At 69.1% G+C, this 13,329-nt stretch carries 11 protein-coding genes; 9 read left to right on the forward strand and 2 right to left on the reverse strand.

What is annotated here, in order from left to right; all coding sequences use genetic code 11:
* The first annotated feature begins 29 nt into the window (after window positions 1-29).
* From ACWENQ_RS37775 to ACWENQ_RS37800, 6 genes are all read left to right on the forward strand, one after another.
* The gene (locus tag ACWENQ_RS37775) at window positions 30-1,103 is read left to right on the forward strand and encodes a glycoside hydrolase family 172 protein (protein ID WP_452418524.1); all 1,074 of its coding nucleotides are present in this window, start codon (window positions 30-32) and stop codon (window positions 1,101-1,103) included.
* Window positions 1,104-1,245: 142 nt separating this feature from the next.
* Window positions 1,246-2,568: an extracellular solute-binding protein gene (locus ACWENQ_RS37780; RefSeq protein ID WP_452418526.1), complete on the forward strand. Its 1,323-nt coding sequence runs from the start codon at window positions 1,246-1,248 to the stop codon at window positions 2,566-2,568.
* Between the two features lie 55 nt (window positions 2,569-2,623).
* Window positions 2,624-3,556: a carbohydrate ABC transporter permease gene (locus ACWENQ_RS37785; protein WP_449929624.1), complete on the forward strand. Its 933-nt coding sequence runs from the start codon at window positions 2,624-2,626 to the stop codon at window positions 3,554-3,556.
* A complete protein-coding gene (locus tag ACWENQ_RS37790; RefSeq protein WP_449929626.1) occupies window positions 3,553-4,371 on the forward strand; it encodes a carbohydrate ABC transporter permease in 819 nt (272 codons plus the stop codon). Before ACWENQ_RS37785 ends, ACWENQ_RS37790 begins: the two co-directional genes overlap by 4 nt.
* On the forward strand, window positions 4,368-6,857 hold the full coding sequence (locus ACWENQ_RS37795; RefSeq protein WP_452418527.1) for a GH116 family glycosyl-hydrolase: 2,490 nt from the start codon (window positions 4,368-4,370) through the stop codon (window positions 6,855-6,857). The genes ACWENQ_RS37790 and ACWENQ_RS37795 overlap by 4 nt, the downstream gene beginning before the upstream one ends.
* A gap of 17 nt (window positions 6,858-6,874) precedes the next feature.
* Window positions 6,875-7,699, forward strand: coding sequence for a TetR family transcriptional regulator (locus tag ACWENQ_RS37800; RefSeq protein ID WP_452418528.1), 825 nt, complete (start codon window positions 6,875-6,877; stop codon window positions 7,697-7,699).
* Here ACWENQ_RS37800 and ACWENQ_RS37805 read toward each other — a convergent pair.
* Window positions 7,683-8,498, reverse strand: a complete 816-nt coding sequence (locus ACWENQ_RS37805; RefSeq protein ID WP_452418529.1) for a M23 family metallopeptidase — start codon at window positions 8,496-8,498, stop codon at window positions 7,683-7,685. The two genes, ACWENQ_RS37800 and ACWENQ_RS37805, sit on opposite strands and share 17 nt — an antisense overlap.
* 9 nt (window positions 8,499-8,507) lie before the next feature.
* Window positions 8,508-9,386: a cutinase family protein gene (locus ACWENQ_RS37810; protein WP_452418530.1), complete on the reverse strand. Its 879-nt coding sequence runs from the start codon at window positions 9,384-9,386 to the stop codon at window positions 8,508-8,510.
* A gap of 295 nt (window positions 9,387-9,681) precedes the next feature.
* Here ACWENQ_RS37810 and ACWENQ_RS37815 point away from each other — a divergent pair, with 295 nt between their 5' ends.
* From ACWENQ_RS37815 to ACWENQ_RS37825, 3 genes are all read left to right on the forward strand, one after another.
* Entirely contained in the window at window positions 9,682-11,130 is a 1,449-nt protein-coding gene (locus ACWENQ_RS37815; protein ID WP_452418532.1) for an FG-GAP-like repeat-containing protein, read from the forward strand.
* Between the two features lie 353 nt (window positions 11,131-11,483).
* Window positions 11,484-11,990: a VOC family protein gene (locus ACWENQ_RS37820; protein WP_449929640.1), complete on the forward strand. Its 507-nt coding sequence runs from the start codon at window positions 11,484-11,486 to the stop codon at window positions 11,988-11,990.
* Between the two features lie 38 nt (window positions 11,991-12,028).
* Window positions 12,029-12,847 carry a MerR family transcriptional regulator gene (locus tag ACWENQ_RS37825; RefSeq protein WP_452418534.1) on the forward strand — a complete coding sequence of 273 codons (819 nt, stop codon included), beginning with the start codon at window positions 12,029-12,031 and terminating at the stop codon, window positions 12,845-12,847.
* Window positions 12,848-13,329 lie beyond the last annotated feature (482 nt).

Here is a 13,329-nt window from a genome sequence, read left to right on the forward strand (position 1 = left end):
TCATCTTCTCGCTTCTCATAGGAGGACCCGTGACCTACGGTCAGCACGGCAGCAGCCTGCGCGACCTTCCGCGCCTGCGTTCGCACCGCCGCAGGAGGGCGTCGAGCTGGGACCGTTCGGGCGGCAACGACGACCGTGTGACGGTCGCGCCGGGAGAGACGGTCACCCTCGCCGACATCCGCGGCGCCGGCTCGATCAACCACATCTGGATGACCGTGGCGCCCCGCGACCCCGGCACGCCCGAGACCCACGACCGGGACTTCCTGCGCAAGCTCGTCCTGCGGGTCTTCTGGGACGACAACGAACACCCCAGCGTGCTCGTGCCGCTGGGCGACTTCTTCGGCATGGGCCACGCCCGTACCGCCAACTTCGTCTCGGCACCGCTCCAGATGAGCCCGCAGGACGGCAAGGCCTTCAACTGCTGGTTCCACATGCCGTTCAGCAGCCGGGCCAGGTTCGAGCTGACGAGCGAGTGCGAGGCGGAGGTGCTCTGGTTCTACTACTACATCGACTACGACGAGTTCGACGAGCTCGGTGAGGGACTGGGCCGCTTCCACGCCCAGTGGCGGCGCGAATGCCCCGCTGACGGTCTCGACCAGGGGCAGATGTCCAACGCCGAGTACCTGTTCGGCGGGACCAACCTCGACGGCGACGGCAACTACGTCATCCTCGAGGCCGAGGGCCGCGGCCACTACGTCGGCTGCGTCCTGAACGTCACCAACCTCCGCCGCACCTCCGACTGGAACTGGTACGGCGAGGGCGACGACATGATCTTCATCGACGGCGAGGCGTTCCCGCCGAGCCTGCACGGCACAGGGACCGAGGACTACTTCAACACCGCGTGGTGTCCCAGCCAGCCGTACCACGCCCCCTACCACGGGCTCACCCTGCCGGGCGGCGAGAACTGGTCAGGGCAGATCTCGATGTACCGCTTCCACATCGAGGACCCGGTGCCGTTCACCACCTCGATCAAGGTCACCATCGAGCACGGCCACGCCAACCGCCGCCAGGACGACCTGTCCTCGGTCGCCTACTGGTACCAGGAACTCCCGCACCGGCCGTTCACGCTCCCACCCGTCAGCGCGCGGCTGCCCATCTTGTGATCACCCGGGCCGCGCGCTTCCCGCACCCGGCGCCGTTCCTCCGCCGGCGGCCGGGTGTCCTCCAACCTGTCGCTCTGCGAGCCGTACCTCGATCCGCGGCGCATCGACAGGGCTCACCCCCCACGTCACCGAAGGAGACGACGTGCGCACACAACTCATCCGGCTGGTCGCGGCCGTGGCCGGCACCGCGGTGCTGGCCGTCGGCTGCGGGTCGGGCGGCACGGGCCAGGGCGCGGCAGGCGGCAAGGCCGAGATCACGCTGTGGCAGCAGAAGTTCACCGACCAGGAGGACGCCTGGTACAAGAAGGCTGTCGCCGCGTTCAACAAGTCGCAGGACAAGGTCGTGCTCAAGCATGTGATCGTGCCGGCCGACGTGTGGGACCAGAAGATGAAGGCCGCCCAGGCCGCCGGCAAGGCGCCCGACGTCTACACCGTCAACTACAGCAAGGTGCCCGGCTTCGCCCGCACCGGTCAGATCCAGGCGCTCGACCCGCTCATCCCGGCCGGCAAGTGGGCCGGGCTGCAGGAGTCGGTGGTCGGCTCGGTGGAGCACAAGGGCAAGAAGTACGGCTACCCCATGCTGGTCGAGCCGTCGGCCGTGCTCTACTACCGCAAGGACCTGTTCGCCAAGGCCGGGCTCGACCCGAACAAGCCGCCGGCCACCTGGCAGGAGCTCATCGACTACGGCAAGAAGCTGACCACCAAGGACGTCGCGGGTGTCGTCACCGCCGCCAATCAGATCGACATGGCCTGGTCGACCTGGGGTCTGCAGTGGAACGCCGCCGGGCACCTGCCGATCAGCGACGACTGGTCCACGCCGCAGGCGGCCGACGCGAAGTACAAGCAACTGCTGCAGGTCTACCAGACGCTGTACCAGCAGGGGATCATGCCCAAGCAGCCGCTGGCGCCCTACGCCGACGCCAACCCGCTGGGTCAGGGCAAGACCGCGATGATGGTCTGCGGTTCGTGGGCGGCCAGCGTGCTGCTCCAGGACTACCCGAAGATGGTCGCCGACATCGGCGCCGCCGCGCTGCCCTCCTTCGACGGCGACACCACCAAGCCCACCGCCACGCTCGGCGGCTGGACGCTGGTCGTCGACGCCAAGTCCAAGAACGCCAAGGCCTCGGCCGACTTCGTCTCCTGGCTGCTGGCCGGTGACCCCACGCTGCTGGTCGAGTTCTTCAAGAACACCAAGTTCTCCAAGTACTCGCCGCGGGCGGCCGTGGCCGACGCGATCAAGAACGACCCGGCCGCGGCGGAGAACCCCTGGGCCCGGACGATCGAGGAGCAGGTCGTGAAGTACGCCAAGCCGGAGCCCGCCTATGACTGGGCCGTCAGCCTGGCCTTCGGCAAGGCCATCGAGAAGGCGCTGCAGGGCAAGGACATCGACCAGGCGCTCCAGGCGGCCGACGCCGAGATCAAGGACGTGATCGCCAAGAACAACCTGGCCGGACAGGGTTCCTGACCAGTGAGCCCGCTGCCGGTCCCGCACAGGACCGGCAGCGGAGAAAGGAGCGCCCGTGGCTGTCACGTCACTGCGGGCGGCACGCGTGGAACGCCGCGCCGGCGTCCGCGCCCGCCCAAGGCGGGAGAGCAGGGCGGCGTTCACCATGCTGGCGCCGCTGCTGGTCCTTCTCGCGGTCTTCGTGATCTGGCCGCTGATCCACGCGGTCTACATCAGCTTCTTCACCTGGAGCTTCTACGACCCGGCGGTGTTCGTCGGGCTGGAGAACTACATCAACGTGGTCACCGACGAGGAATTCGTCAACTCGGTGGTGCGCGGCCTGCTGTTCTCCGCCATGGTGGTCCCCGTCCAGGTCACGATCGCGTTCGTCTTCGCCAACCTGGTCAAGACGGTCAGCCGCCGGATGGCCGCCGTCATGAAGGTGACGATCTACGTCCCCGCCGTGATCTCCGAGGTGATCGCCGCCATCGTGTTCGCGCTCATCTACACCCATCGCGGCGGCCTGCTGAACTGGTTCCTCGACTTCTTCGGCATCGAGGCGGTCCCCTGGCTCGGCGACACCGCCACCGCGCTGCCGGCGGTGGCGATCCCCGCGATCTGGATCGGCATGGGTGTGGCGTCCCTGATCATGCTGGCCGGCCTGCTCGACATCCCGGAGGCGTACTACGAGTGCGCCTCGCTGGACGGGGCGGGGCCGTGGACCAAGATGTTCCGCATCACCCTGCCGCTGATGAAGAACGTCATCCTGTTCCTGCTGGTCACCGGCTTCGCGGCGTCGCTGCAGTTCCTCATCCTGCCGTGGCTCATGACGCAGGGCGGGCCGGTGAACTCCACCAACCTGCCGAACCTGTTCATCCTTCAGCACTTCAACACCGACCTGTACGTCGGCTACTCGATCGCCGCGGCGCTGCTGCTGTTCGGGGTGCTCGGCGCGGTGTCGGCGGTCATCTTCCGGCTGGTCCGATCAGAGAAGGCGATGGACGCATGAGAGGCGCGCTCGGCTGGATCATCCGGTACGGCCTGGCCGTGGCGATCATCGTCGCCGCGCTGTTCCCCCTGGCCTGGCTGGCAGTGGCCGGCTTCAAGGCCAAGACCGAGGTGGCGGCCACCCCGTTCCAGTTCTTCCCCGAGGTGTGGCGCTGGGACAACTACGCCCAACTGCTGGCCGACGAGGCGTTCGTGCGCGCGCTCGGGGTGACCTTCGCCGGGGCCGCCCTGTTCGCGGCGCTGAGCCTGGTGGTCAACGCGCTGGGCGCCTATGCCTTCGCCAGGCTGGAGTTCGCGTTCAAGCGGACGATCTGGGCCATCGTGATCACCACCATGTTCATCCCCGGCATCGCGATCATGCTGACCTCGTTCATCGTGGTCACCGAGCTGGGCATGCTGGACAGCATGGCGGTTCTGGTGGTCCCCGGCGCGGCCTCGGCCGTACAGGTCTTCTTCCTGCGCCAGTTCTTCCTGGCGGTGCCGACCGCGCTGGAGGAGGCGGCGCAGCTCGACGGCGCGGGGCCGTGGCGGATCTTCCGCCACATCTTCATCCCGCTGTCCAAGGGCGCGTTCGTGGTGGTCGGCGCCACCTCGTTCCTGCTGTTCTGGAACTCCTACGTCTGGCCGGTGCTCACCATCACCGACCCTGAGCTGTTCCCGATCCAGCAGTACCTGGCCACCTTCCGCTCCGAAAGAACCAGCGAGCAAGGCCTGCTCATGGCCGGATCCACGCTGGCCGCCCTGCCCGTCATCATCCTGTTCCTGATCTTCCAGCGGCACATCATCCGCGGCGTGCGCCTCTCGGGACTCAAGTGAACGCCCACCTCGGCAACGCCCGGCCGATACCCCACGACGAGGGCAGGCACGTGGCCATGCCCCTGGGCGGGATCGGCACCGGCAATCTGGCGATCTGTGCCGACGGCGCGCTCCGGCAGTGGCAGCTGCAGAACGTCGGCAACCATCGCGGCGTCCTGCCGTACACCTTCTTCGCCCTGCGGGTGAGCACGTGGGAGCCGCCCGCGAACGAGGTGTTCGTCCTGCAGGCGCAGGCTGCCGACGCCCCGGCGACGCCGCTGGTCGACGACGACCACGTGCCGGGGTGGCAGCGCGAGCTGCTGCGCGGCCATCGGGGGGTGACTGGAACGACCTTCCGAGGGCTCTACCCCTTCGCCCACGTGGAGTATCACGGGTTGCCCGTCGAGGTCGGGCTGGAGGCGTTCAACCCGCTGATCCCGCTGGACGTGGACGACAGCTCGCTGCCCGCCGCGCTTTTCACCTTCACGATCAGCAACCCGGGGCCGCTTCCCGCGCAGGTGTGGCTGGCGGCGGCCGTACAGAACCCGGTCGGGCACGACGGCAGCACCCCTGTCGACGGCGTGCGCGCGCTCGGCTACGGCGGCAACACCAACCGGGTGCGCCGCGAGCGCGGGTGGACCTCGCTGGTCATGGACAACACCGCAGTCGACCCGGCGGCGCCCGGCGCCGGTCAGGCGGTGCTGGCCGTGGACGCGGCCGACGCCGTGACGATGCCGCAGTGGACGCATCCGGACGAGTTCCTCGCCTTCCTGGCCGGGCGCGCGGTCTACGCCGACGCCGAGAAGGCGCGGCACGCGCCGTGGCTGGCGGACTACCAGGGCAGCGGGCCGCAGCAGGGGTACGGCCCCAGCCCGGCCGGTCGGACGTGGAACGGTGGTGTGGTCGCCCCGATGATCCTCCAGCCTGGCGAGTCCCGAAATATCCGGATTTGTCTGGCGTGGTATTTCCCCAATCGCTACGCCGACTTCGTCCAGTTCGGGCCGCCGAACCCGCAGTGGGGGCCCACCAGGTTCTGGCTGGGCAACGCCTACGCGACCAGGTTCGCCGACGCCGTCGACGTCGCAGGACACGTGCGCGAACAGTGGGCGCGGCTGCGTGACACGTCGCTGAGCTGGGTGGACACGCTGGCCGGCAGCAGTCTGTCTCCGGCAGCGGTCGAGCACCTGGCCGCGCAGGCGGCGATCCTGCGCAGCCCGTCCTGCTTCCGCACGGCCGACGGCGCGTTCTTCGGCTTCGAGGGAGTCCTCGGAGCCTCGACCGTGATGTGGTCGGGCGATGTCGGCGGATCCTGCCCGCTCAACTGCACCCACGTGTGGAACTACGCGCAGGCGGTGGCCAGGCTCTTCCCGTCGCTCGAAAGGAGCATGCGCGCCACCGAGTTCGACGTCATGCAGGCGCCGGAGGGCTACCTCCCGCACCGGGTGATCGCGCCCACCTACCTGCGTCAGCTCTGGGAGGTGCCCATCGGCGGCCCGGTCGAACCCGCGCTCGACGGCATGCTCGGCACGATACTCAAGACCTACAGAGAGGTACGGCACGGCGCGGACTGGCTGCAGCGGTACTGGCCGCGGATCAAGCGCCTGCTGGCCCATATCAGGGAGAAATGGGACCCCGACGGCAGCGGTGTGCTGGTCGGCGTTCAGCCCTCCACCCACGACATCGACCTGTGCGGGCTCAACCCGTTCATGGGCACGCTCTGGCTGGCGGCGCTGCGCGCCGCTGAGGAGATGGCGATCCTGATGGGCGAGCCCGCCATGGCGGCGGAGCTGCGCGAGCTGTTCACCAAGGGCGGCACGCGCTACGACGAGGCGCTGTTCAACGGGGAGTACTACACGCAGGTGCTGGAGGAGGGCGACTCGGCCGAGTTCCAGTGGCTGGAGGGCTGCCTGACAGACCAGCTCATCGGCCAGTGGTGGGCCCACCAGCTCGGCCTCGGCCACGTGCTGCCGCGCGAGCACGTGGTGAGCGCGCTGCGCGCGGTCGTCAGGCACAACCTGCGTACCGGGTTCGACGGCTTCGACCACCCGTACCGGGTGTTCGCCGACGGCGCCGACACCGGCCTGCTCTTGTGCACCTGGCCGCGCGGCGGCAGGCCGCGGGTGCCGACCCGCTACTGCGACGAGGTGTGGACCGGCAGCGAGTACCAAGTCGCGGCCCACTGCCTGTGGGAGGGGCTGGAGGAGGAGGCCGGCGCGATCCTCGACGGGGTGTGGGCCCGATACGACGGCCGGCGGCGCAACCCGTACAACGAGATCGAGTGCGGCGACCACTACGTGCGCGCCATGGCCGGCTGGTCGGTGCTCGACGCGCTGTCCGGCGCCACCTACGACGCCGTCACCCAGCGGCTCACCGTGTCGCCCCGTGGGCACGGGCGGTGGCCGCTGCTGCTTCCGACGGGATGGGGGACCCTCATCCGCGACGACGACGGCGTGCGGGTCTCCTGCACCCACGGGGACCTGAAGGTTCACGTACAGGAGTGTTCGTGACTGCTGGCCTCTGAGTGATGAGGCGCGGGATCGCGGTGACGCCGGTGTGCCCTGGAGGGGTGGACACACCGCTGACCGACACCGTCGAGATCGCCGGGGGTGGACCAGCGCCCCCGCCGGCCGGGTCACCCGTACGGCTGGTGATGCGGGTCGGCCACTATGAGATGCTGGCGACGTTCATCGGGACCCTGCGCATCGCGCGCCCGACGCGCACCGGAGCGTTCGTGACTGACCTGCGGCCCCTGCCCAGCGGACGGCATCAGCTGACCCGCGAGGAGGTCGTGTCCTCCCAGCGCGCCCGCATGCTGAAGGCGATGTGCGAGTCGATGCTCGAACGCGGTTACGCCGGCACGTCGGTGACCGACATCGTGCGCCGCGCCGGGGTGTCGCGGGAGACGTTCTACCAGCAGTTCGCCTCCAAACAGGCCTGTTTCGTCCAGGGCCTCGACGAGGCGATCGACCTGCTGGCCGCGCTGCTCGACGCCGCGCGCGATCCCCGGCTCCAGCCGCTCGAACGCTTCCGCGTGCTGCTGCGGACGTATCTGCGCGCCCTGGCCGCCGAGCCGGCCCGCGCCCGGTTCTTCCTCGTCGAGGTCTACGCCGCCGGTCCCGAGGCGGTGGCCAGGCGCATGGAGATGCAGCGGCGCTTCGCCGCCGAGATCGGCGACATCTTCGAGGCGCGGACCGACGACGACAGGTTCGCCTGCGTGACCCTGGTGGCCGCCGTCGCCCAGCTCGTCACCGCGCACCTCATGGCAGACGATCTCGACGGCCTGGTGGCGCTGGAAGAGCCGCTGACCCGGATGGCCGAGCGGCTCCTCACGGTCAGCAGTCGGGGATGACGGCGCCGTCGTTGTCCCTGGCCTCGTCGTTGCCCCACCGGCTGAGGTAGTAGGCCGACACGTAGGCGCCCCAGCCGTTCTTGCCCGCGTACACGATGTCGAGGTCGGTCTTCAGCCACCAGTGGTTGTAGTTGCCCGAGCCGTCGCGGATCTCCTGGCCCCAGACCTTGCAGTACACGTAGTTGGTGCCCGCCTTGAGCACGCCCTGCGCGTCGGCGGTGTTCGGCTCCGCGTAGCCGGTGGCGTCGGCGAACGTGTCCACCCAGGACCGGCCACCGCCCGAGCACCCGTTGTCGCTGGTGAGGTAGCGCTGGTTGTAGTACGGGGGGTAGGGCGCCAACGACTGGCCGTTGATCACGATCGTCTGCCCGGCGCCGTTGTAGAGCTGCTCGTAGTGGATGTGCGGGCCGCTGGAGCCGCCGGTCGTGCCCGTCACGCCGACCTGCTGGCCCTGCGACACGGAGGCGCCGTGCGGCACCGAGAAGGAGGCCAGGTGGAAGTAGTACGTCTTCCAGCCGCCGCCGTGATCGATCACCACGTAGTTGCCGGCGCCCCCGGCCTCCCAGTAGCGGTAGGCGGTGCCCGAGGCCGAGGCCAGCACCGGGGTCCCGTCCGTCGCGCCGCCGTCCGACCTGACGAAGTCGAGCGCGAGGCGCACCTCGGTGGAGTGGTGGCTGTAGGTCCAGGTCTGGCCGCAGGGGAAGGGCGCCTTGAACAGCGGCGCCGCGTGGGCGGGGAGGGCGGGTAACAGCGCCGGCAGCAGGACGACGGCCGACAAGGCGAGACGCGCGGAACGCATGGGCGACTCCTAGGAGACCGGCAACCAGGGGAACTCGTGGAGGCGGTCGCGGACCGCCGCCGGCAGGACGGGCCCCATCGCCGCCCGGTAACCGGCCACGGCGTCCGCGGCCCGCTGACGATCGCCGTTGAACAGCTCGTACGGGGTGGGGATCGGCAGCGGGAGCGGGGGACCGTACGGAACCCTCGGGGGTTGCGCGATGACGACGTCACCGGAGCCGGTCACCGCGTCGGGGTCGATGTCGTAGGCGTGGTCGCCGAGGAAGTAGCCGGCGACGCCGTTGGCGAAGCCCAGCAGGTTGGTGATCGGGTTCTCGGAGTGGCAGATGCCGTCGTTCTGGTTGCAGATCTGCTTCACCCGCAGGTCGCCGAAGCCGCGCGGGCCCTTCATGGTGATGCCGGGCACCACGGTGGGCAGGTTGGTCTCGATGCCGCCGGGCCCGCCGTTGACGCCGGTTCTGCGCGGGTCGCCGTACAGGACGCCGTTGATCAGTTGGTGCGGGATGTCGCCGGACCCGGACAGGGCGTGGAGCACGTCCCCCGCGACGATCGCCCCCTGGGAGTAGCCCGAGATCGTGATGCGGCTGCCGGGGCAGGCCGCGTGGAAGGCCCGCACCGCCCGGTCGAGGGTGGCGATGCCCTCGGCGACCGAGTCGTCCAGCGAGACCGGGTCGCCCGGGTAGGGGGCGATGGACGCCGAATAGTGGATCTTCGTGAAGCCGACGCCGGGGGGCAGGGTGGCGTTCGTCCGGTCGTAGACGTTGGCGTCCGGATCGAGGTGGCCACCCACCTCGAAGATCATCTTGGTGTCACAGGTGGCGGCCGCGGCGGGCGAGGAGACCCCCACCAGCCCGGCCGCGACTAACACTCCCGCTAACGCAGCTCTCATGACAGCCTCCTTGCCAAGAAAGTAATCGATTTCCCGACTCGTGTACACGGTCGTTCGCGAATCATCCCGGGCCGCTGCGGGAGGCGCGCCGACGGGGACGCGGCGGTGCCGTCCAGCCACCGTGGCTGTTCAGGCCGGAGTCCCGGATGGCCGACTCACAGAAGTCTTCAGGGGGCGCAGGTCGCACCGGGGGGCCTCGTCGCTCTCGGCTTTCTCCCAGACATCACGTGGTGGCTGACCAGGAACTACGGTCAGGCACAAGTGATCCCCAAGTCGGCGTGCTGATGCTGCTGCCATGCACGTCAGAAAGATCGTACGGTCGGCGACGTTGCTCGCCCTGACCGCGGCGCTCGTGTTCCCCGCCGGTCCTGCACATGCCGTGGCCGCGCGGAACACCGACTTCAACGGCGACGGCTATAACGACGTGGCCCTCACCTTCGCGTACCGGAGCTCGGGCGGGATCGCCGTGCTCTACGGCGGACCCAACGGGACCAGTGGCCACCACCTCATCCGACCCCCGGCCGGATGCACCACGGTGGACAGGTGGGGCTCTATCGTCCCGTGCCAGTCTTGGGGGCTGACGATGGCCGCCGCCGACGCCAACGGCGACGGCAGGACCGACCTGTACTTCTCCGGGTTGAGCGAGGCGCAGGCCATGTCCTGGCAGTCCGGAGGGTTCGGGACGGTCGAGCGGCACGTGTCCACTGTCATGTACAACGGCAGGATGGAGATCGGCCAGTTCGGCGGCCAGTTCGCCAACGACGTGGTCATGGCGGACACCGTCGTCCGCGGCGTCACCCCGCCGTGGACGGGCATCAGCGGCTGGTACGACGGCCAGGGGCAGTACAAGTCCTTCCCCTTGCCCGACACGGACGTCCGGGTCACCCGCAATGAGCCGAGGCACACCGCCTCCGGCAACGTGGACGGTGGCTATGACAAGGAGATCGCGATCGTTCAGGCCAGGTCGATGCGCGAGCCCTCGACCGGTGAGGAGTGGGTGGAGCACCACCTGGTGCTCGCCGACGACCTGGAGGAGAGCCCCGTCCGGATCATCGAGCTCGGCTCTCCGGCGACCTGCACCGCCTCGCCGTATCCCGCTCTCCGCGTCTGCCCGGAGTCGGACTCACAGGTCGTGACCGGCGACGTCAACGGAGACAAGTACGACGACGTCATCATGCTCACGCCCAGCAAGCGCACCCTGCACGTCTTCTACGGCTCGTCCTCCGGTCCGAGCACCGTTCCCGGCTTCACGGCGCGGGACGTGGACTGGGCGGGCGGCGTGCTGTGGCGCGGAGTGACCACCGGGGACGTCAACGGCGACGGGGCCGAAGACATCGTTCTCGGCAGGCCCGACGTCGGCGGCTCCACCGCTCCCGCAGGAGGCGCGGTCGTGCTGATCCCCGGGTCCCGCAACGGCCCGGCGATCGCGGACGGGCAGGTCATCACGCAGGACGGCGTCCGGCCGCTGTCCGGATCGGCTCCCACGCCGCTGCCCGATCCGATCAGCGAGCAGTCCGTTCGCGGCGACGCCTTCGGCGCGGCCGTCTCGGTCCTGGACGTTACCGGCGACGGCAAGGCTGAGCTCATCACCAGCGCGCCGGGTAAGAACGCGTGGCAGGGCATGCTGGCCATCGTCCGCGGCACCCCATCGGGGCTCTCCGCCACCGAGGCGCAGGTGATCCATCCATCGCAGATCGGGATCGACGTCGAAACCCCGGAGATGGGTCTGCATCTGCTGCGGTGAAGCCCAAGGCAGTGCGCGAGCGGTGATGGAGCCATGCCTGTCTCGTGGGAATGACCCCTGCTGCACTCACGGGCCTTGAGGCAGGGCGCAGGGCGCTGACCATTCCCCGATGGTCATGCTCGAACCCCACGGATGGGCAACCTGGGCTCACTCCCACCGCGAGCCGAACCGGGACCCGGGCGCTCTTGTCGTACGTGCATGGGGAAGGCCAGCCACGCTCCAGCGACAGCACCAAGCGGGTCAGACCCGAGCCGCCTGAGCACTCCTGCCCCGCAGATCGAGACTCGTGCGGCTTGACGCACGTGCTGATCCGGATTTGACCCTGACGTTGCGTCAGGCACCACGATGAACGCATGACCGACTACTACGAGGCATTCGATATCAGCCCTGTCCCCCCGCCCGGGCCCGACGCGACGCCACCTGAGATTTACCGGGGCATCTACGGCATGCCGATGTTCGTCACCGTGCCGACGCCGGACCTGGCCGCGTCCGTGGATTTCTGGACCCGCGGACTCGGCTTCATCGACCTGTTCACGGTCCCGGGCCAGGTCACGCACCTTCGACGGTGGGCGTTCCAAGACGCTCTGCTCGTCCCGACCGACGCCCTGCCGGCCCCTTCGACGGTGAGCATCGGCTTCAGTTGCGTGCTGAGCCAGGTCGACGAGATCGCGCAGGCGTGCACGGCACTGGTGCCCGGATGCACGACAGGACCGCGACAGACACCGTGGAACACCGTGGAACTGGAGGTCATCACGCCGGAGAACGCTCGCGTGATCATGACTGCGGCCCGTCCCCTCGACCTCGACAGCGCCGAGGCACGCTACCTCGAAGCAAACGGCTTCACGCTCCCCAAGGGGTGAAACCGCGTAAGTCAGACGCGCATGTCAGACTCGGCAGCGTGACCGACACCGCGATGGACGATGCCGCGGGACCCGGCGGGCTGACCGTCGGGGCCGCGGCATCGCACGTGGAAGTCACCGTCCGCACCCTCCATCATTGGGACGCGATCGGGCTCGTCCGCCCGTCCGGGCGGACCACCGGCGGTTACCGGCTCTACTCCGCGGCCGACATCGCACGCATCCACCGGGTGCTCATCTACCGCGAGCTCGGTCTGTCGCTCGACGACATCGGTGAACTTCTCGATGCTCCGACAGTCGATATGACCGTGCCGCTGAGACAACAGCGCGCCCAGCTCCTCGATCGCATCTCCCGCTTGCAGGCAATGGTCGACGCGGTCGATCGCATGATCGAAGCAGCACGCACCGGCATCCTGCTCTCCGCGGAGGATCAAGTCGCGATCTTCGGGCAGCGCTGGAAGCCGTCACTGACCGCGGGCGCACGTGACCGGTGGGGCGACACAGCTCAATGGGCACAGTACGCCGAGCGCGCCGCGGGCATGACCCCCGAGGACTGGCAGCAGATCGCCGACAACATCGCAACGCTCGAGCACGACCTGGCAGCAGCCAAGCGCGCCGGCGTCAGGCCAGGCAGCGCCGAAGCCAACGCTCTGGCGGAACGACACAGGGCCTCCATGGACGCGTACTTCGACTGCACCCTTTCGATGCAGGTCTGCCTGGGAAGGAAGTACGCCGCCGATCCTGGCTTCACGGCCTACTACGACGCAATCGAGCCAGGCCTGACCATCTGGCTCCGTGACATCATCGACGCCAACGCCCGCGATCGAGGCATCGACCCGGATTCGGCGAGCTGGACCTGACGCACCCACTGTGGCGCCGGCGTAGCCGGCGGGCCTGCTCCCCGGCGCTGACCAGCAGGGCGGTGGCGGCATCGACCTCCGGCTTGGCGCACAAGCTGGCCGCGCGTATCGGCGCCCGCTCGACCATGGCGGCGGGAACGACATCACCCGCGAGTTCGGCACCGCACTCGGCGTCGCCCTCCTCGGTACCCTCCTGGCCAGTGGCTACCGCAGTGCCATCGACGACAGGCTCGGCGGCGTCCCTCAAGGCGCGGCGGACGCTGCACGCCAGGGCGTCGCCAACGCCGTCGAGGCTGCGGGCACTGCCGGCTCCCACGCGCGGGCGCTGGTTGATGCCGCCCGGCAGTCCTTCGTCGACGGCTGGCAGCAGGCCATGTGGGCAGGTGTCGTCGTCATGGGCGTCTTGTTCGTCTACACCGCCGTCCGCGGTCCGCGAAACAAGCTCTCCACATCGGCGGACGAGGAGAAAACCCCCGAAGACC

This window comes from Nonomuraea sp. NPDC004354 (assembly GCF_053602555.1).

Coding starts and splice junctions, on each gene's coding strand:
- ACWENQ_RS37790 (WP_449929626.1), top strand. CDS start 3,553: ATGAGAGGCGCGCTCGGCTGGATCATCCGGTACGGCCTGGCCGTGGCG.
- ACWENQ_RS37815 (WP_452418532.1), top strand. CDS start 9,682: ATGCACGTCAGAAAGATCGTACGGTCGGCGACGTTGCTCGCCCTGACC.
- ACWENQ_RS37820 (WP_449929640.1), top strand. CDS start 11,484: ATGACCGACTACTACGAGGCATTCGATATCAGCCCTGTCCCCCCGCCC.
- ACWENQ_RS37800 (WP_452418528.1), top strand. CDS start 6,875: ATGAGGCGCGGGATCGCGGTGACGCCGGTGTGCCCTGGAGGGGTGGAC.
- ACWENQ_RS37805 (WP_452418529.1), bottom strand. CDS start 8,498: ATGCGTTCCGCGCGTCTCGCCTTGTCGGCCGTCGTCCTGCTGCCGGCG.
- ACWENQ_RS37810 (WP_452418530.1), bottom strand. CDS start 9,386: ATGAGAGCTGCGTTAGCGGGAGTGTTAGTCGCGGCCGGGCTGGTGGGG.